Annotated in this window: 20 protein-coding genes and 1 tRNA gene; 11 read left to right on the forward strand and 10 right to left on the reverse strand. The window is 64.9% G+C overall.

Annotated elements, in window-relative coordinates; translation table 11 throughout:
* Window positions 1-45: 45 nt before the first annotated feature.
* The 4 genes from Q8P38_06730 to Q8P38_06745 all read right to left on the reverse strand — a co-directional run bounded on the left by Q8P38_06730 (window position 46) and on the right by Q8P38_06745 (window position 2,030).
* Window positions 46-198, reverse strand: a complete 153-nt coding sequence (locus Q8P38_06730) for a hypothetical protein (GenBank protein ID MDP4014295.1) — start codon at window positions 196-198, stop codon at window positions 46-48.
* A gap of 233 nt (window positions 199-431) precedes the next feature.
* A tRNA-Arg gene (locus Q8P38_06735) sits at window positions 432-503 on the reverse strand.
* Between the two features lie 76 nt (window positions 504-579).
* Window positions 580-951, reverse strand: coding sequence for a cupin domain-containing protein (locus Q8P38_06740; protein ID MDP4014296.1), 372 nt, complete (start codon window positions 949-951; stop codon window positions 580-582).
* Between the two features lie 5 nt (window positions 952-956).
* Window positions 957-2,030 carry a hypothetical protein gene (locus tag Q8P38_06745; protein ID MDP4014297.1) on the reverse strand — a complete coding sequence of 358 codons (1,074 nt, stop codon included), beginning with the start codon at window positions 2,028-2,030 and terminating at the stop codon, window positions 957-959.
* Window positions 2,031-2,105: 75 nt separating this feature from the next.
* Here Q8P38_06745 and thpR point away from each other — a divergent pair, with 75 nt between their 5' ends.
* On the forward strand, window positions 2,106-2,651 hold the full coding sequence (gene thpR / locus Q8P38_06750) for an RNA 2',3'-cyclic phosphodiesterase (protein ID MDP4014298.1): 546 nt from the start codon (window positions 2,106-2,108) through the stop codon (window positions 2,649-2,651).
* Here the strand turns inward: thpR and Q8P38_06755 are convergent.
* Both Q8P38_06755 and Q8P38_06760 read right to left on the reverse strand, forming a co-directional pair.
* Window positions 2,636-3,334 (reverse strand): HD domain-containing protein, encoded by a 699-nt coding sequence (locus tag Q8P38_06755; GenBank protein MDP4014299.1) that lies wholly within the window; start codon window positions 3,332-3,334, stop codon window positions 2,636-2,638. The two genes, thpR and Q8P38_06755, sit on opposite strands and share 16 nt — an antisense overlap.
* A gap of 24 nt (window positions 3,335-3,358) precedes the next feature.
* On the reverse strand, window positions 3,359-3,820 hold the full coding sequence (locus Q8P38_06760; protein MDP4014300.1) for a hypothetical protein: 462 nt from the start codon (window positions 3,818-3,820) through the stop codon (window positions 3,359-3,361).
* 245 nt (window positions 3,821-4,065) lie between these two features.
* On the opposite strand from Q8P38_06760, the gene Q8P38_06765 reads away from it, so the two are divergent.
* The gene (locus tag Q8P38_06765; GenBank protein MDP4014301.1) at window positions 4,066-5,481 is read left to right on the forward strand and encodes a wax ester/triacylglycerol synthase family O-acyltransferase; all 1,416 of its coding nucleotides are present in this window, start codon (window positions 4,066-4,068) and stop codon (window positions 5,479-5,481) included.
* A gap of 38 nt (window positions 5,482-5,519) precedes the next feature.
* Here Q8P38_06765 and Q8P38_06770 read toward each other — a convergent pair whose 3' ends face one another.
* Entirely contained in the window at window positions 5,520-6,956 is a 1,437-nt protein-coding gene (locus Q8P38_06770) for an aldehyde dehydrogenase family protein (protein ID MDP4014302.1), read from the reverse strand.
* Window positions 6,957-7,384: 428 nt separating this feature from the next.
* Here Q8P38_06770 and Q8P38_06775 point away from each other — a divergent pair, with 428 nt between their 5' ends.
* From Q8P38_06775 to Q8P38_06800, 6 genes are read left to right on the forward strand one after another with little or no spacing between them, the layout of a single operon-like run.
* Window positions 7,385-9,061, forward strand: coding sequence for a nitrite/sulfite reductase (locus Q8P38_06775; protein MDP4014303.1), 1,677 nt, complete (start codon window positions 7,385-7,387; stop codon window positions 9,059-9,061).
* Window positions 9,058-9,783 (forward strand): phosphoadenylyl-sulfate reductase, encoded by a 726-nt coding sequence (locus Q8P38_06780; protein MDP4014304.1) that lies wholly within the window; start codon window positions 9,058-9,060, stop codon window positions 9,781-9,783. The genes Q8P38_06775 and Q8P38_06780 overlap by 4 nt, the downstream gene beginning before the upstream one ends.
* Complete coding sequence (locus Q8P38_06785) at window positions 9,780-11,444, forward strand: nitrite/sulfite reductase (GenBank protein ID MDP4014305.1); 1,665 nt, start codon at window positions 9,780-9,782, stop codon at window positions 11,442-11,444. Before Q8P38_06780 ends, Q8P38_06785 begins: the two co-directional genes overlap by 4 nt.
* Window positions 11,441-12,106: a CbiX/SirB N-terminal domain-containing protein gene (locus Q8P38_06790; protein ID MDP4014306.1), complete on the forward strand. Its 666-nt coding sequence runs from the start codon at window positions 11,441-11,443 to the stop codon at window positions 12,104-12,106. The genes Q8P38_06785 and Q8P38_06790 overlap by 4 nt, the downstream gene beginning before the upstream one ends.
* A gap of 49 nt (window positions 12,107-12,155) precedes the next feature.
* Entirely contained in the window at window positions 12,156-13,073 is a 918-nt protein-coding gene (locus Q8P38_06795; protein ID MDP4014307.1) for an ATP-binding cassette domain-containing protein, read from the forward strand.
* Entirely contained in the window at window positions 13,070-13,822 is a 753-nt protein-coding gene (locus Q8P38_06800; protein ID MDP4014308.1) for an ABC transporter permease subunit, read from the forward strand. The genes Q8P38_06795 and Q8P38_06800 overlap by 4 nt, the downstream gene beginning before the upstream one ends.
* Window positions 13,823-13,833: 11 nt before the next feature.
* Here Q8P38_06800 and cobA read toward each other — a convergent pair whose 3' ends face one another.
* From cobA to Q8P38_06815, 3 genes are read right to left on the reverse strand one after another with little or no spacing between them, the layout of a single operon-like run.
* A complete protein-coding gene (cobA, locus tag Q8P38_06805) occupies window positions 13,834-15,066 on the reverse strand; it encodes a uroporphyrinogen-III C-methyltransferase (protein ID MDP4014309.1) in 1,233 nt (410 codons plus the stop codon).
* Window positions 15,067-15,108: 42 nt separating this feature from the next.
* Window positions 15,109-16,080 carry a zinc-binding dehydrogenase gene (locus Q8P38_06810; GenBank protein MDP4014310.1) on the reverse strand — a complete coding sequence of 324 codons (972 nt, stop codon included), beginning with the start codon at window positions 16,078-16,080 and terminating at the stop codon, window positions 15,109-15,111.
* A 33-nt stretch (window positions 16,081-16,113) separates the two neighbouring features.
* Entirely contained in the window at window positions 16,114-16,467 is a 354-nt protein-coding gene (locus Q8P38_06815) for a hypothetical protein (GenBank protein ID MDP4014311.1), read from the reverse strand.
* Between the two features lie 70 nt (window positions 16,468-16,537).
* On the opposite strand from Q8P38_06815, the gene sodN reads away from it, so the two are divergent.
* Genes sodN through Q8P38_06830 form a run of 3 tightly spaced genes read left to right on the forward strand, consistent with a single transcriptional unit; the run spans window position 16,538 to window position 18,139 of the window.
* A complete protein-coding gene (gene sodN, locus Q8P38_06820; GenBank protein ID MDP4014312.1) occupies window positions 16,538-16,939 on the forward strand; it encodes a superoxide dismutase, Ni in 402 nt (133 codons plus the stop codon).
* Window positions 16,940-16,946: 7 nt separating this feature from the next.
* The gene (locus Q8P38_06825) at window positions 16,947-17,345 is read left to right on the forward strand and encodes a hypothetical protein (GenBank protein MDP4014313.1); all 399 of its coding nucleotides are present in this window, start codon (window positions 16,947-16,949) and stop codon (window positions 17,343-17,345) included.
* Complete coding sequence (locus tag Q8P38_06830; protein ID MDP4014314.1) at window positions 17,342-18,139, forward strand: RNA polymerase sigma factor SigF; 798 nt, start codon at window positions 17,342-17,344, stop codon at window positions 18,137-18,139. Before Q8P38_06825 ends, Q8P38_06830 begins: the two co-directional genes overlap by 4 nt.
* Window positions 18,140-18,156 lie beyond the last annotated feature (17 nt).

Genomic DNA, 18,156 nt, shown 5'->3' on the forward strand with positions numbered 1-18,156 from the left:
GCCCATCCTTCGCTACATCCTCACTATGACGACGCACATGAACAACTACATGACGGGGTCCCATGCGGCCATCGCATCGCTGAAAGACCAGCCCACCGTGACGGCATCATCCTCAGCCAGCCTGGCGGTCAACACTCGGCCACGAGCAAGCGAGGAGTTGTCCACCCCAAGTTCGGCGGCGACAGCCCGCGTAGACATACCCCGGGCACGAAGCTCGACCTCACTCGCCAACCGCTCCGAGAAGTGTCCAACTTGGACCCAGTCACACTCAGCGAACCGGCGGTGACGCTGAGAGGGGGACGTTCGAACGCTACCCCCACGGGGCCGTCCTGGCGCCCCCCGTGAAAACGCAACCCCGGGGGGTAGGCGGGCTGGACACCCGGCCGCTCTGACTAGGGGATTTACGAGGGAATCAGGAAGGAAACACGAGGCGCCCCCGACAGGATTCGAACCTGCGCACATGGCTCCGGAGGCCACTGCTCTATCCCCTGAGCTACGGGGGCTCGGGAGCCCAATGCTAACAGCGGACCCGCGAATGGCCGCCAGCAAGATTCGGCCAAACGACGGGCCAAGTCGCCCTCAGCGCTCACTGCTGTCGGCGAACAACGCGACCCACACCGTGGCCTGAGTCTCATCGGTCCAGCTAACCCGATGACGGCGATGGGCGGGCAGCAGCACAGCATCCCCCGCGCCGAGCTCTAGGTCAACCTGGCCTGCTACCTCTAGCCGAGCGGAGCCTGCCAGGACCGCGACCCATTCATCTTCTTCCTGGTCGTACCACTGCCCCTCGGGCGTGGTTTGACCCCGAGAAATGATCCGCTCCAGACGCCAACCCGTGCCCGCCAGAAGCACTTCGACGTGTTCGCCTTCCTCGCCCAAACTCGCGACATCGGTGAGTCGCTGGACGCGGACCCTCTCCGGCAGTTCCGACTCGCGCTCTGCGCCCGCCAACCGAATCAGCCCTTCGCCGGTGCTTCTTCGACTCTTAGCTCCACTACCCCGGTCCAGCTTTCGTCTGGGCCTAGCACCCGCCATCCGACATCTCGGCCGTCATCGACCGTCATGTGGATCGCGTCCGTCGGACACGTATAGGGCTCGATCGCGAATGAGGCCCGGTTCGCGGGCGTGAACACGACGATGTCCCGCCAATTCGAGTCGCAACGCATGACCATCGCGAAATCGCCACCAACCAGTCGCGCCCGATCCATCAGACCGTCGCCGCCTGAGTCGAACCTCGACAGCTCGGTAAGGACGTCATCCAACTGCCGATCCCCGATCTCTGGCGAGCTGCGGAAATCGCGGAGTTTGTCGACAGGAAGCACTTCTCGGGTCGGAATGCATCCTTCGAGTCGCCAGTAGCCATGGGAGTCGATCCACACGCCGCACTCTTCGATCGACCCGGCCCCGAGCGGCGAGAAGTACGGATGGAAACCAAGTCCGAACGGGACAGGGTGATCATCCGGGTTGCTCACGGTCGACGTGACCTTCAGAGCTTGGTCGGTGAGGGCGAACGTGACCGCGAGGACGAGATCGCCGGGCCACTGGCCTAGATGCTCGGGTGCGTCTTCCGAGATCCGGAAGACTCCCATCACGGAAGAACCCTCGTCGGCGTCCCCAGGCTGGAATCGTGTCCAAGGCGTATCGCAGGCGAAACCGTGCAGGCAGTGGCGACCGTCAGGGTCATTGGCAGTCAGCTGGTAGTCCGTTCCATCCCACTCATAGCGTGACTCGGCGATCCGGTTGGGCCACGGGAAGAGAATCGGAATCCCGTTGTGAGTTGGACTGCCACCCGCCAATACATCAGGCTCAGAGTGGATGACTGGGACGATCCTCTCGCCGATCCGGAGGCGCAGGTCTATGCAGTTGAAGCCGAGCGCTGGGTAGATCGTGGCGGCCGCGCCGCCTTCAGTGCTGAGCTGGATGAGTGTTGGATCGCGGTCTGACTGGCCCACGGCGTGCGCCTGATCTGCACGTCCGCCAAGACCTGGCACGGTGATGCGCCTTCCGCTCGGGTCAACGTAAACGGTCATAGGCGCATGGTTCCAGAAACTGATGCCCGAGTGGTCCCAAGACTGCCGACGCGATCCCGGTGGCATGCTGTTCGCGTGGCAGAAACCAGGGCAGCCTCGAGCCTCCGCCGCTTCCTCGCGATCTGGCCAGACGAAGGAGCAGTACTCGATCTGGCCCAGCGCACCGATAGTTTGCGCGAGACTTCGCCGCGATGGGTGAGATGGCAGTCACCACAACGCTGGCACGTAACCATCATGTTCCTGGGCACCCGTGAGATCAGCCAGCGCCGCCTAACGAAGGCGGCATCCCGGATCGCGGCCGAGACGACGGCTACCCCCATACGGCTTGAAGGGAGCGGCCGTTTCTGCGACGTTCTCTGGGTCGGAGTCGAGTCTGGACCTTGGCTCGGATCGCTGGCGCGACTCCTGTCTGAGCGCCTCGCACCAGGAACTCGGCCGGAGACGTTCCGCCCTCACCTGACCGTAGCCCGTGCGCGGGGCAGGGCGCTGCCATCGGACCAGCAGGCCAAGCTCAGCTCGTACCGGGGACCGACCTGGCAGCCGGCGAGTCTGACTTTGGTCACGTCGACGCTTGGGCCACGGCCCACCTACCAGATTGTCGAGAGCTACCCATTCGCGTGATGCGGCCCCCGCAACGCGTCGAGGTGACGACGAAACTCCGCTACGAGGTTCGTCGATAACGCGGGCTCCAACGCGGCGAACATCGCACCGTAGTACCAGCGCGTGCCTTCCGGTCCTCCGCGGAATCGATCCAGGTAGCCCTCTCCGTCGCGCGCCACGCCCTCCGCCGTGGCAGACAGGTTGTCCAGCTTGTCGGCGGCGATCACCAGGCAAGCCCCCCTGTCAGGCGCACTTAAGCCGTCAGCGGGCGATGCGAGCTCACGGACAGAAGCGATGTGCCGCTGTTTGCGTTCCAGCCACGGAGGCTTCGTGGCCGGATTATCGGCGAGGCTGTCTGTGGCAGCGGCCACGACTTGGCAAACCCTCGCGCCGAACATCTCCTCGATCTCATTCAGCCGGGCCTGACCCCCAGCGTCCTCGGGAACATCGTGGAGAACCGCGGCGATGACCAGTTCCTCCAACTCCCCCGATATGAGCGGGTCTCCAAGGCCGTGTCTCCAAACCAGTGTCCCCACAGCCATCGGATGAGTGATGTAGGGGGTACCCAAGTCATCCTTGCGACGCTGCCACGCGCACGCGACAGCCGCGTACGCCAGCGCCCCCGGAAGCTTCTCCGAGTACAGCGCGTCAGGGCGCATACCGAACGGCACCCGGAAACAGAACTCCCCGACGCGTCCAGCCACCCCAGGACTCACGAAAGTACGGGGCTACTTCTGAGGCGGAGCCGTCTTCTTCGCCGCGGCTTTCTTCGGCGTCGCCTTCTTCGCGCCTGGCTGACTCGCTACCTGCTTCTTGCTAGCGGCCTTCTGCGCCGACTCACGCGCTGCGTTGCCAGCTACGTCGGCCGCCTCAGCGGCGACACCCGAGGCATTCTTCGCAGCCGCGCCAGCCGCGCCCTCGGTCTTCTCGGCGGCTGCGGCAGCAACCGAGCCGACCGTGGCTGCGGCATCCGAAACTCTCTGGGCAGCGCGGTCGGTCGCGACCGCAGCCTCCTTGGCGACTTCGCTGACAGTGCCGGCAGCCTTCTGCGCCGCCTGCCCAACAGCATCAGCCCAAACGTTCACCCGATCAGAAACCTCGTCCGCGTCGGATGATCCCCGACGCTTCGCCACAGCGAGGCCAGCGATTGCCCCGGCCGCCGCGATCACGATCAATAGCGCTTTCTTCATATGCGCTCACCTCGTCCCATTCCACACGCATGGCGCACCGCCTGCGTCTCTCACAGCCGACGCTAGCAACTACGAGCGTCGAACATCGAGTCTCTTGAACTCCTGCGGGGTCCTACCCGTGCCCATTCCCCCCAAACTGGGCGCACGCCCGACGGTCGAGTGGCAGATATCACTTGCTGGCCAACCTTGCGATTTCACCGGAACCATCGGCGGGGTGTCGTTAGGCTGACCCAAGGAGGTGCTACGTGACGCGCAAGGTGGACAGTCGAATGGGCGTTTTCGACGCTGTCATGTGGGGCGTTGAGGATGATCCTCTGCTGCGTTCAGTGGTCACGCTTGTTGTGATGCTCAACAAGAGACCGAACCGGAAGATCCTGCGCCAGCGCTTCGAGGAGATGACCGTACGGGTCCCGTCGATGCGCCGCCGCGCTGTTGGAAACCCGATTTCTCTAGTGCCGCCCCGATGGGAGTCAGTCGAAGACTTCGACCTCGACTTCCATCTCCGATACCGGAGGGCGTCAGGCAGCCGCGATCAAGCCCACGTGCTGGACATCGCAGAGCACATGGCCGAGATGGACTTCGACCGCGCCCGACCGCTCTGGGATGCCGTCGTGATCGAAGGCCTCAAGGACGCGAAAGCCGCGATGATCATGAAGATCCACCACGCCATCACAGACGGGCTCGGCGGCATGGCCATCGCCGCCACAATCTTCGACCTGACCGAAGAGCCTTCCCGCGCGATCGCGGACGAAGATCTGGAAGTCGAGGAGACAGGACACGAGGACTTCAAAGAGCGAGTCGTGGAGGGGTTGGAGTACCAGGCCAGGACAGCTGTCGACCAGGTCCGGGCAGTAGCGGACAAGGGCAAGAGCATCGTCACGGGCGCTGTTACGAACCCCGTCGGCACCGTCAGGAGCGGGGTTGATTTCACGTCGTCAGCGGCCCGGATACTGGCGCCAGCGTCGACGCCAATGAGTCCAGTCATGCGCGGACGATCCCTCGGTGTGCATTTCGCGGTCCTGGAAGCTCCCCTGGAAGCGCTCAAGCGAGTCAGTCACGGGCAGGGAGCCACGCTCAACGACACCTTCATGGCAGTCGTGGCCGGGGGGATCGCTCGCTATCACGCGGCGCATGGCGTGACTCTGGAGGAGGCTCCGGCCGTCCGGGTCAACATGCCGGTCAACTTGCGCCATCCGGGAGAGGCTCCCACGCAGGGGAACAGATGGGTACCAGCGAGGTTCCCTCTGCCCCTGGGGCCGAAGGATCCCGCCGGTCGAATCCAGGAACTTCACCCGATCTTGAAGCAGGCTCGCACTGAACCCGCCTTGGAGATAAGTGAACCTGTCTACAGGTTGTTGACGTCACTACCGCGACCAGCGACCGCAGCCCTGGCTGCCGGGATGATGAAGGGCACGGACGTGGCGGCGACCAACGTGCCTGGGCCCCCTGTTCCCATCTGCTCGGCCGGCGCCAGAGTCGAGCAGCTCATCCCGTTCGCCCCCAAAGGCGGGGCCGCCATGAACATAGCGCTGCTCTCTTACGACGGAAGAGCGGAGCTGGGGATCAACATCGACACCGCTGCGATCTACGACCATGAAGTGATGGTCCGGTGTCTTTCGGAAGCCCTGGACGAAATCCTGGCGCTTAGCGACGCGGACTGATCGCGGTTCTGAGACCGGCCGCGACCAAGTCGCTGCGTTCATGGAAGCCTGAGTACGACGAGCCTCTCCTCAGTCATCTCATGGATCGCCCAAGCCGGTCCTTCTCTTGTGTTGCCGCTGTCCCGGAGGCCGCCGTAGGGCATCTGGTCCGCGCGCCAGGTGGGAACTTCGTTAACTAGCACGCCGCCGAAGTCAAGCTCTTGGACCGCCATCATGGCGACATCGAACTTGTCCGTGAAGATTGCCGCTTGGAGCCCGTACTTGGTGTCGTTCGCCTCCGCGACTGCCTCCGCCAACTGCGAGTAGCCGCGCACGACAACGACCGGGCCGAATATCTCATTGGCACACACGTCGTCGTCGGCGCGAGCGTCGATCAGGACCGTTGGCCTCAAGACGCCCTCAGGGGTCATGGTCCCGCCGGTCGCCACGCTGGCTCCGTTTTCGACAGCGGCCTGTATCCAACCGGCCACGCGATCCCGCTCCGCGGTTGAGATCATCGCCGAGACCTCAGTCTCCTCGCTCAGTGGATCCCCCACGACCAGCGACTCGACTTGATTGACCAGCGCCTCAATGAAGCGGAGCTTCACGGACTCCTCCACAAGGATCCGCTGCGTGGAGATGCACGACTGCCCAGCGTGGCCGAAACCCGCCAGCCGCACCCCCGCAGCAGCGCGCTCCACGTCAGCGTCTTCGCAAATGATCAGCGGCGAGTTGTTGCCGAGCTCCAGACCGACTCGCTTGCGGGGAGCCTGCTGGCGGATAGCCCACCCAACCGGCGGCGAACCAGTGAACGAGATCAGTGCCACGTCGGGGTGATCGACCAAGGCACTGCCAACCTCACTCCCAGGCCCAGGGACAACGCTCAAGTACTCCAGCGGAAGGCCAGCGTCGAACAGTGAGCTCGCCAGCGCCAGAGCCGACAACGGCGTCTGCCCAGCGGGCTTGACCACGACCGGGCACCCAGCGGCGATGGCGGGGCCCACCTTGTGCGCGACAAGATTCAAGGGGAAGTTGAACGGACAGATGGCCCCGACAACCCCAATCGGCCGCCGCATGACGAAGCCGATATGGCCCTCCCCCGCCGCGGACGCGTCCAGGGGCACGTACTCTCCGCCAATCGTGCGGGCCCCGGCCGCACTGAAACGCAACGTTGAGGCAGCGCGGTCCACTTCTCCTCGCGCCTGGGTGATTGGCTTGGCGGCTTCCAGCGCGAGCGTGCGGGCAATTGACTCCTTGCGCTGCTCCAGGTTCTGTGCGGCGAGGTCCAGGATCGCCGCACGTCTGTGCCTGGGAAGTGGGTTGGTTCGCAACGCAGCGCGCCCTGCTTCGACTGCCCTGTCGATGTCCGCAGCTCCGAATTGAGGCACGGTGGCGATGATGGACCCATCGAACGGGGCGCGCACTTGCGCGCTGTGCCCTCCGGATCCCCAATCCCCAGCTACCGGGAACTCCCGGGTCGACTCCGATACGTCCATGCCCGAGATCCTATTGGCCCCCGTCCGACTGATGCCGGTCGGTGCCTGTCGATGCCGACCCCGCCTGCACTTAGCGGCCGTTCCCAACAAACGCGACCGTTAGGGTACAGACGCGACCGTTGCAACGCCCGTTTCTTGGCGTAACCGTCGCGTCTGTCGGGAACGGCCGTTTCCGCGGTGGAGAGGGGTGCGGCGAGGGAGCAATCGCCCGGCCGCGTTGACGAAGCCGGACCTCGTAGGGCATCCTGTTTGTCATGCGCGTGATGAGCACCGGAGTCGCCCCTGCGGCGGCACCGATGTGCTGCGTCATGTGTTGTCCTGCCTGAAGCCCGCCCACTTGGACGTGCGGCGCTCGGGCAGGGACCTGAACCCGTTGCGCGGGGCAGGATCTCACCCGATCACCAGCGTCCGGAATCACCGGAGACGCAATGAAGTCGGACACGCGGACACTTCAGCAGAGCCGCGCACCCCGTTCCGAGGGCCAATGGGCGCTCGGGGAACTAACGCCCCTGAACAACAGTGAGCGCATCAAAGCTGGGGGAGGCTTGCTGGATGCCCGCGAGCGCATCGAGCAGATCTACGCGCTAGGCGGCTACGAATCCATACCGCCGGACGACCTGAGAGGTCGCATGCGATGGGCAGGGGTTCATGTTCAGCGCAGACCAGGGATTCCCGGCGGCAAGACGGCCACGTTGGCTCCTGAGGATCTCGAGGACGAACTCCTCCTGATGAGAGTGCGAATCGACGGGGGCGCCCTGTCCAGTGAGCAAGCCCGAGTCCTCGGCGCGATCTCCGAGCGATTCGCCCAGAACACGGCGGACCTATCAGATCGTCAGTGCGTGCAACTCCACGGCGTACGAGTTGAGGACACACCCGAGATCTGGCGCATCATGGACTCTGTCGGCCTAACCACCTCAGGATCCTGCGCCGACACCCCCGCCGTGGTCCTGGGCTCACCGTTAGCCGGAGTCGCGGCTGACGAGATCATTGACGGCACACCCGCCATCGACGAAATCGTCCGTAGATTCGTGGGCACCGAAGAGTTCTCTAACCTGCCACGCAAGGTGAAGAGCGCCATCTCGGGGGCGCCGGGCGGAGATGTCGTCCACGAGATCAACGACGTCAGCTTCGTCGGCGTGATTCACCCCGATCATGGGCCAGGCTTCGACCTGTGGGTCGGCGGAGGTCTATCGAAAGCCCCCAAGCTCGCCCAAAGGCTGGGCACATGGGTGCCTTTGCCGGAGGTCCCCGAGGTCTGGCAAGCCATCAACGCACTCTTCCGCGATTACGGCTACCGGCGGAACCGAAACAGGGCGCGGATGAAGTTCCTGATCTCCGATTGGGGGGTTGAGCGTTTCCGTGAGGTGCTCGAATCCGAGTATCTGAACCGGCCCCTGCTCGATGGACCGCCCCCCGAGCGGGTGAAGATCCAGCGAGACTACGTAGGAGTACACGCGCAACGCGACGGCCTGTTCTATGTCGGGGCGGCGCCGACCGTCGGTCGCCTGTCGGGCACGATCCTGCAGCGCGTAGCGGATCTGGCCGAGAGCTACGGGTCCGGCCGAATCCGACTCACGATTCACCAGAAGCTCGTGATCCTCGATGTCCCCGGTGAACGAACCGACGAGCTTGCCGCAGAACTTCTGGAGCTGGGTCTTTACGTCAACCCTTCGCCATTCCGCCGCTCGACCATGGCCTGCACTGGCGTCCAATACTGCAAGTCCGCGATAGCGGAAACCAAGGGGAGGGCAGCGGCCCTGATCGACGAACTCGAGCGACGCCTGCCGAATCTGGACGTTCCGATCACGATCAGCGTAAACGGCTGCCCAAGCTCCTGCGCCCGCTTCCAAATAGCCGATATCGGGCTCCGAGGAGTGCTCGTCGCGGGAGATGACGGAACGCAGATCGAGGGGTTCCAAGTTCTGCTCGGCGGATCACTCGGACACAGATCCGCCTTCGGACGCGCGCTGCGGGGGCTTAGGCTCGCGGCTGACGACTTGTCCGACTACGTGGAACGCCTGATCAACCGGTACTTGGCACAGCGCGGCGACAGCGAGTCGTTCGCCGAATGGACATCACGCGCCGACGAGGAGGCACTGAGATGACGGACGTAGACCTGCTGCCGACGCGCCGCAGCACCGACCACTTGCGTGCGCTCGCAGACGAGGGAGCGGCGATCTTCGGAGAAGAACCGGACCCGACAGAGTTGCTTGAATGGTTCGGTAGCGCCTTGGGCATCGATCGCATCGCCGTGGCCGTGTCGTTCTCCGACGGAGTGATGGCGCATCTGGCCGGGCATGCATTACCAGGCGTGGACCTCCTATTCGTCGACACCGGATACCACTTCGCCGAGACCCTGGGCCTTCGCGAGGCAGTCGCGGCGACACTGCCGGTCAACGTTCGTTCCCTGACACCGGAGCAAACTCACGCCGAACTTGACGAACAGTTCGGCGAGAACCTCTGGGAGCGCGACCCGGACTTGTGCTGCGCGATCCGCAAGACAGCACCGATGGCCGCGGCTCTGAGGGGCTACGACGCCTGGGCAACGGGACTTAGGCGCAGCGACCACGACGGCCGCGCCCAAACCCCGGTCGTGCACTGGGATGACACCAACGGGCTCATCAAGATCAATCCGATCGCGGCGTTCACCGACGGGGATCTGGAAACCCACATCCAGGAGCACTCGATCATGGAGAACCCCCTCAAACAGATCGGATACCGCTCCATCGGCTGCGCCCCCTGCACCAGAGCCGTCGAAGCGGGCGAGGACGAACGGGCCGGACGCTGGGCCGGGCGCGCGAAAACGGAGTGCGGACTTCACCTGTGACCGCCCTGACCAGTCGCAAGCCCCGCACTGAGGGCCAGTGGGCTCTCGGCCAGACGGACCCTCTGAACGACATCGAGCGCATCAAGGCCACGGGAGACCCGCTGGCCGTTCGCGAGCGGGTCGAGCAGGTCTACTCGCGAACGGGGCTTCGATCGATCCCGCTCGACGATCTACGGGGCCGCATGCGGTGGTGGGGCCTTTACACCCAGCGCAGACCGGGGATCCCAGCGTGGAAGATGGGGTCAGTCCCGCTGGACGAGCTTGAGGATGAGGTCCTGCTGTGGAGGATCCGCACCGACGGCGGAGCCCTGACGAGCGAGCAGGCCCGCGTCCTCGGCGGAATCTCGCAGGAGTTCGCGCGAGACACGGCGGACATCTCAGACCGCCAGAACATCCAGTTCCACTGGATCCGCGTTGAGGACACCCCGGAGATCTGGCGACGTTTGGACTCAGTCGGGCTAACTACGGCCGGGGCGTGCGGCGACACTTCGCGGGTCGTGCTGGGCTCTCCGCTCGCTGGCGTGGCGGCCGACGAGATCGTGGACGCCACGCCCGCCATCGCGGAGATCGCGAGGCGGTTCGTCGGCAGCGAGGAGTTCTCGAACCTGCCTCGGAAGTTCAAGAGCGCGATCTCCGGATCGCCCCGTGGAGACGTAGTCCACGAACTCAATGACATCAGCTTCGTCGGAGTGATCCACCCCGATCATGGGCCCGGCTTCGACCTCTGGGTGGGAGGCGGCCTGGCCGCCGCTCCGAAGCTGGCGGTACGGCTGGGTGCCTGGGTCCCGCTGGCAGAGGTACCGGAAGTCTGGCGGGCAGTGACCTCAGTCTTCCGTGACTACGGCTATCGCAGGAACCGTAACCGGGCTCGGATGAAGTTCCTTGTCACCGAATGGGGTCCGGACAAGTTCCGCGCGGTCCTGGAAACCGAGTATCTGAAACGGCCACTGATTGACGGCCCGCCTCCGCCCCAAACCGCGACCGGCCAGCGCGACTACGTTGGCGTCGCACCACAGCGCGATGGCCTGTTCTATGTAGGAGCCGCCCCAACCGTGGGCCGCCTGTCCGGAACGGTTCTGAAGCGTGTTGCCGACCTCGCGGAGGAGTACGGCTCAGGGCGCATCAGGCTGACCGTCCAGCAGAACCTAGTGATCCTGGATGTGCCCGGCGACCGCACCGCCGACCTGTCCGCCGAATTGCTCAGATCCGGCTTGCGCGTAGACGCATCGGGATTCCGCCGCCTTGCCATGGCCTGCACCGGTATTGAGTACTGCAAGATGGCGATCACTGAGACGAAGGCTCGCACGGCCGCGCTCCTCGACGAGCTAGAGCGCCGATTGCCCGACGTGGATGTTCCCATCGCGATCCACGTCAACGGATGCCCCAACTCGTGTGCGCGTTTCCAGGTCGCGGACATCGGGCTTCGCGGAGTACTGGTCCAAGACGACGCCGGGCACCCGGCAGAAGGATTCCAAGTCACGCTAGGCGGATCGCTGGGGGAACGGTCAGGATTCGGGCGCACCCCGCGTGGGCTTCGCCTGGCCGCGGACGATCTGCCGGACTACGTCGATCGCGTAGTGACCCGGTACCTGACCGCGCGAGGCAAGAACGAGTCATTCGCCGAATGGACTTCACGCGCGGACGAGGACGCACTGAGGTGACACACGGCGCGGTCGTGCTGATAGCGCACGGCAGCGAAGACAGCAGACATCGTTCCGCCATCGCCGACATCGCTTCAGCGATTCAGCAGCGGACCTCGGTCTCGATCGCGGTCGCGTACCTTCAGCACAACCGGCCCTCACCCGCCGAAGCGGCCGCACGCTTGCGTTCGCCCGCTATGTTGCCGCTCCTGCTCGCCGCGGGCGCCCACTGGGCCAGAGACGTCAGCCTGGCGCTGCGCGGAATCGAGCCGACACCTCGACTCATCGAACCGCCAACACCGGTTCAGCTCGTTCCGGCCGTCATCGAAGCGGTTAGCTCGCTGCGAGAAGGGGGCGAAACGGTAGTTCTGGCCGTCGCGGGCAGCACCGCCAACGATCAATCCAGGCACTTCCAGCCGCTCGCGACCGCCGTCGCGGCCTCGCTCGGCACCACATGCTCAGTCGCTCCTAGCCCGGAGGCGGTGCGCGGGCTCGCGTCCCCCGGAGCGGTCATCGTACCCATCCTGACTTCTCCGGGATTCCTCGACGACCGAATCCGCGCCCAGGCCAGCCAGGCTGGGGCCCAGGCCACCGCGACCGTCGGGTCAACCTCGTCTTTCGTACAGATCCTCAGCGACCTCGTGCGGGCCGCAACCAGGCCGAGTAGTTCGGAACAAGCCTGAACGGCCTCTAACACTCCGCCGCCGGGCCCGCGTCTGGCAGGCTTGTGGCATGCCCGGCCCGGTGTTCGACTTCGAGAACATGACGAAACGATTCGGGCGCCATGGCCCCCTGGCACTGGACAGCGTGTCATTCCAGGTCCAGCCGGGCCGCATCACCGGCTTCCTGGGGCCGAACGGCGCGGGCAAGACCACCGCACTTCGCTGCTTGCTGGGACTTGTGACGCCAACAAGCGGATCCTGCCTGATCGACGGGCGTCAGTACGGGCAGCTGCGAAGGCCATGCCAGACAGTCGCAGCGGTCCTGGAAGCGACGGGCTTCCACCCGGGCCGTACAGCGCTCAACCACCTGCGCATACGAGCAAGGGCGCTGGGCATGCCGGCGTCCTCCGCCACCGATGCGCTAGTTCGCGTGGGCCTGAGCGACCACGCGGAACAGCGAGTCGGCCAATACTCCCTTGGCATGCGCCAACGGCTGTCCATCGCGATGGCCCTGTTGCCCCAACCACAGGCCCTCGTCCTGGACGAACCCTCCAACGGGCTCGACCCCGCCGGGATCGCATGGCTGCGCGAACTCCTTCGGTCGCTGGCTGAACAGGGGCAAACGGTCCTTGTGTCCAGCCACCTGCTAGCGGAGGTCCGCCAAAGCGTTGACGATGTCGTGATCCTCGTCGCCGGCCGAGTTGTGAAGACAGGATCCCTGCGCCAGATTCTGCGGGCCGAGGGACGGGGAGTAGTCAGCGTCGAAGGGCCTGACCTGTCGGCTCTGCTCGCCAAGGTGCCAAAGACCGGCGGCGAACTGCTTGAGTCATCTCCAACGTTCGCACGCGTCTCGGGCACAACCGCTGGGGCGATCGGGCACCTGGCCTGGAGAGAGCACGTTGAGATTCACCGCCTAGACGAAGACCAACCCGAACTGGAAAGCGTCTACCTCGCGCTCACAGCGGGCGAAGGCGAGGATGGCAAGTGATCCAACTCATCGCCGCCGAATGGATCAAAGCCACGACGACCCGCGCCTGGTGGATCCTGTCCCTAGTCGGGGTGGCAATCACGGCACTCGGCATAGTGCCAATCATCCTCGCGGCGGGAATGGAGGGCTTCCCAGCTCTGACTGACGCGAGCATGATGCTGGCGTTGTGGTCGGGACTCGGTTCCGCCTCCGTAGTCGCGCTCATCATCGGCATCACGTCAGTCACAGGCGAATATCGGCACCAAACCATCACAGACGCGTTCCTGACCGAACCGGATCGTGGCCGCTTCATGGCAGCCAAGGCGTCCGCTCAGGCGCTTGTTGGGGCGATCCTCGGCGTCGTGTGCACCGTGATGGGCATCGGCATGGCTCTAGCGCTCCTCCCTCTGCGCGAGCACGCTCCCATCGACTGGCTCGCCGTTCTGCAAGCTGCGGCGGGGGTGTTGCTGTGCTTCGCCCTGTTCGCGATCCTGGGATGCGCGTTCGGGGCGCTCGTCACGAATCAAGTCGCCGCCCTAGTCCTGGCCTTGCTTTGGGTGATGCTCGTCGAGCCGTTGATCGTGGCCTTCCTGCCCTCGGTCGGCCAATGGTTGCCAGGCGGTGCCGCGTCTTCCGTCCTGGGCGCGGGCACGACCTTGGAGGGCGCGGGTCTACTGCCGACATGGGGCGGAGCGCTCGTCATGCTCGCCTACGCGGTGGCGTTCAGCGCCCTCGCGGTCACCACGACCCTGCGCCGAGACATCACCTGAACAGATCCGCGTCAGGTGTCGACGACCCGGCGGACCTCGCCCAGGACATCGGGCATGCCCGCCACGGCCCCGATCACTATTACTGCGGGCGGCTTGATACAAGCCGAACGGGCATCGGCCGCGGCGGAAGCCAGATCTGACCGAACGATGCGCTGCTCGGGAGTCCACCCTCGCTCGACGATGACGACTGGAGTGCTCGGGTCGCGACCAGCCCCAATCAGCATCGATGCCGTCGCGTCAAGGCGCGATACCCCCATCAGCAGCACGAGCGTCGTCGCCGGTCCGCACGCCAGCGCCTCCCGAGCCGCCTCGTGTCCCGACGCGACCATGAACGAGGTGCTAAGCCCCCTCTGGGTGACGGGAACGCCAGCAGCAGCCGGGACCGCTACGGCGGAAGTGACGCCTGGAACCCACTCGACAGCGACTCCATGGGCCAAACAGTGCCGCGCCTCTTCCCCCCCGCGACCCAGCACAAACGGATCGCCGCCCTTCAAGCGAACGACCGCAAGCCCAGCCTTGGCGTTCTCCACGAGGATCTCGTTGATCTCCTCCTGCTGAACTTGATGCCTGCCGGGCTGTTTGCCTACGTCGATCACGCGCACGTCGTCGGGAACATCTGACACAAGCTCGGGCGGAACAAGCCGATCGGTAACAATGACGTCGGCCAGCGACAGCAGTTGGCGTCCGCGAACCGTAATCAACCCGGCGTCACCCGGACCCGCCCCCACCAGCGCCACCCATCCCGTCCCACCCAGCCGGCGGCGACGTACAGGCAGACTCCCGCTTGCCAGCGCGTCGGACACGGCTGAGGCCAGCGCACGGGCCCTGGTCGGATCGCCCCCGCCGCTGACGGCCACCGAGACGCCGTCCGGGCCCTGGGCCGCCGCTGCGACCCAGGCTGGCGAATCCTTTGACGACGCCGCGTCGACACACCAGACGCCGGCGGCCTCAGCCTCCGCAGCCACTGCCAGATCCGTGTCTGTTCCCGTGGCAGTGTGTACCAGCCATGGGCGTCCGGACGCGAGCACATCACCGGCCCGGAACTCCCGTTCCAGCCAAGACAGCTCACCGAGGTCGGCCAGCTCCCCGATTCTGGGTCCGGCCCGCGGCGCGATAACAGTCACGACGGCACCGCGCTCAAGGAGTCCTTGGATCCGGCGCTCTCCGAGTCGGCCAGCACCCACGCACAACACCGGGCGACCCTCAATGTCGAGGAAGACGCCCAGTCGGGGAGCTTTGCCCATCCTGCGAGGCTAGTCGGCGAGAGTTCGCCTGGCCCAGGCTGGTCACGCGGCGGGGAGAGTCAGAACGATCTTGCCGAAGATCTCGCCGCCTGCCATCGCCGCCAGCGCCTCACGAGCCTGCGCCATCGGCATCTCCCGGTCGATGACGGGACGAACTCCAGACACTTCGCACAGCTTGAGCAGACGCCGCAGTTCGTCCCTGGTCCCCATCGTGGATCCGACTACTGAAAGCTGCTTGAAGAAGATACGGACCAGGTCAGCGGGAGGGTTGCCTCCCGATGTGGCTCCAGACACCACGATCCGGCCACCGGGCTTGAGCGCCTTCATGGAATGGTCCCAGGTGGCCGCGCCAACAGTTTCCAACACCGCATCCACGCGTTCCGGAAGCCTCTGGCCGGGCCGGAACACGTCGTGCGCACCACATTGGCGTGCTCGTTCGCGCTTGTACTCGTCGCGTGAAGTGGCCCAGACCCGTAGCCCCATCGCTCGGGCGAGAACAATCCCGGCGCTCGCGACTCCGCCACCGGCGCCCTGGATCAGGACCGTGTCGCCAGGGCGAAGTCCGGACCTTGTCGCGAGCATCCGATAGGCCGTAAGCCACGCCGTCGGAAGGCAGGCGGCCTCGGCCCACGTCAGGCACGCCGGTTTCGGAAGCAGATTGCGCCGTGGAACGTATACGTACTCCGCGAAAGTCCCCGGATAGATCTCTGACAGCAGGCTGCGGCGTGGGTCCTCGGTCTCATCCTCACACTCGGGGTCAGCGATGACTGAGTGAACGACTACTTCGTGACCATCCTCGTCGACCCCAGACGCATCGCAACCCAGGATGATCGGGAGTCGTTCCGGCGAGATGCCGACTCCGCGCAGGGTCCACAGGTCATGGTGGTTCAGGCTCGCCGCGCGAACTTCGACCCTGGCCCATCCAGTCTCACCCGTCTGTTCCGGACGTTCGCCGACGACGAGTCCGGCGAGCGGGTAAGCGGGATTGATCGATTCGGCGAACACGGCGAACATGAGGCCTCACCGTACAGTTAGCGGCGGCGACTTTCATTCGACGACTATCTTTCCCACGTTTCCGCGTCGGATCGGCCAGTAGCGAGCCACCACGACTGCCTCAACAAGCGCGTCAGGGACCGAGCCGAAGGCGCGGCTGTCGGTACTGTCCGCTGGGCTGTCCCCCTCGACCCACCAGCCATCCGATGTCCTACGGACGGCACGCTTCAGAATCAGCCTGGAGCGAACCCGAGGGTCCCGCACCAGAACGACGCACCCGGTCCATGGCCTGATCCGCAACGCCAGCAGCCAGTCACCCGGACTGTACGTAGGCAACATCGATCGGCCACGCACTTCAACCCTAGTTACGCCAAGAATCCCCGGTCGCAACGAGTATCGCCAAGCCATACCCGGCAGAGTAGGGTCAGCGCCAGGGCCATCAGCCCTCCGCCCATGCGCTGCGAGGAAGGAGACTCTCATGCTGCGCAGACTGCTAGAGCCGAAAGCCGTTGCCCACGCCCATTGCGACCTGCCCTGCGGCGTCTACGATCCGGCTCAGGCCCGCATCGAGGCCCAGTCGGTCAAGGCCTGCATGGACAAGCACAACGCCTCCGACGATCCCGACTTCAGGGCCAGGGCGATCACGATCAAGGAACAGCGATCATCGATGGTCAAGGAGCACTTGTGGGTGCTGTGGACCGACTACTTCAAGCCAGCCCACTTCGAGACCTACCCCCAGCTGAACGAGTTGTTCAACCAGGCAACGAAGCTCGCGGGGGCGGGCGGCACGAAGGGAACGAACGACCCAGCCGTGGCCGATGCCCTCTTGGCGAAGATCGACGAGATAGCTGAGATCTTCTGGGCAACGAAGAAGGCCTGATCCGTCAGTGACCCCCGCCAACCCAGCCGATGATGCCATCCGCCTGACCATCCCAGCCGCGAGTTCCCATTTGGCGTTGGCGCGGGCCGCGACCGCGAGCATCTGCGCCCGCCTGGGCTTCACCATCGACCGGCTGGACGACATGACGCTGGCGATCGACGAGGCTGTGGCCCTGATGCTGTCCGACGCCGTGCCGGGGACCCAGATACGGTGCGAATGGACACCCGAGCCGAATGGTCTCCGGATCGATGTGACCTCGGTGAGTAGCTCGGGGCGGCCGCCTCGGCGGAAGACATTTTCCTGGATCGTCATGTCAGCCCTCGTGGACGAGCTGACCACTTCGCTGTCAGGCAACGAGGCGACTCTCACATTCCGGACAGCCCGCAACGCGTCGGTCGCGTCGTGAGAGCCAGGTCGGGCGAGAAATCCGCTCGCTGGTCGCCGGAAATCAGGGCTCGCGAGCATGAGCTGCTTGCACGCCTGGCCGCAACCCCGCTAGATGATCCTCAAAGGGCGAGGCTTAGGGACGATCTCGTCACGATGAACCTGCCTCTGGTCGAGCACCTTGCCAGGAGGTTCCGCGATCGCGGAGAGAGTCGCGACGATCTCGTTCAGGTGGGGACGGTCGGACTTATCAACGCGGTCGATCGCTTCGACACATCCAGAGGAGTTGAGTTCTCGACGTTCGCAACACCAACCATCGTCGGGGAAATCAAGCGCTACTTCCGTGACAAAGGCTGGGCTGTCAAAGTCCCGCGGCGACTGCAGGAGCTCCGACTCGCAATAGTCCGCTCATCCGCGGAACTCGCGCAGAAGTCGGGGAGCTCACCCACCGTGGCAGAGCTCGCCGCCGAGCTGAAGATCTCCGAGGAAGAGGTTCTGGAAGGTCTGGAGTCGGCCCAGGCCTACGCGACGTCATCACTTGACGCGGGATCGTCGGACCCCGACGAATCGGCTACGCTCAGCGACACGCTCGGCACCGACGACAAGGACCTTGAGGGAGTCGACAACCGTGAGTCCCTTAAGCCACTGCTAGCGGCACTCCCCGAGCGGGAACGACGAATCCTGCTGCTGCGCTTCTTCGACAACAAGACCCAATCGGAAATCGCCGAGGAAATCGGAATCTCCCAGATGCACGTGTCACGGCTTCTGGGCAGCACCCTGGCGGACCTGCGCGAAGGGCTCCTCGACGAGTACTAGGACGTACCTCTCGATCC

It is taken from the genome of Candidatus Nanopelagicales bacterium (genome assembly GCA_030700225.1).
In the GTDB taxonomy this organism is placed as follows: Bacteria; Actinomycetota; Actinomycetes; order S36-B12.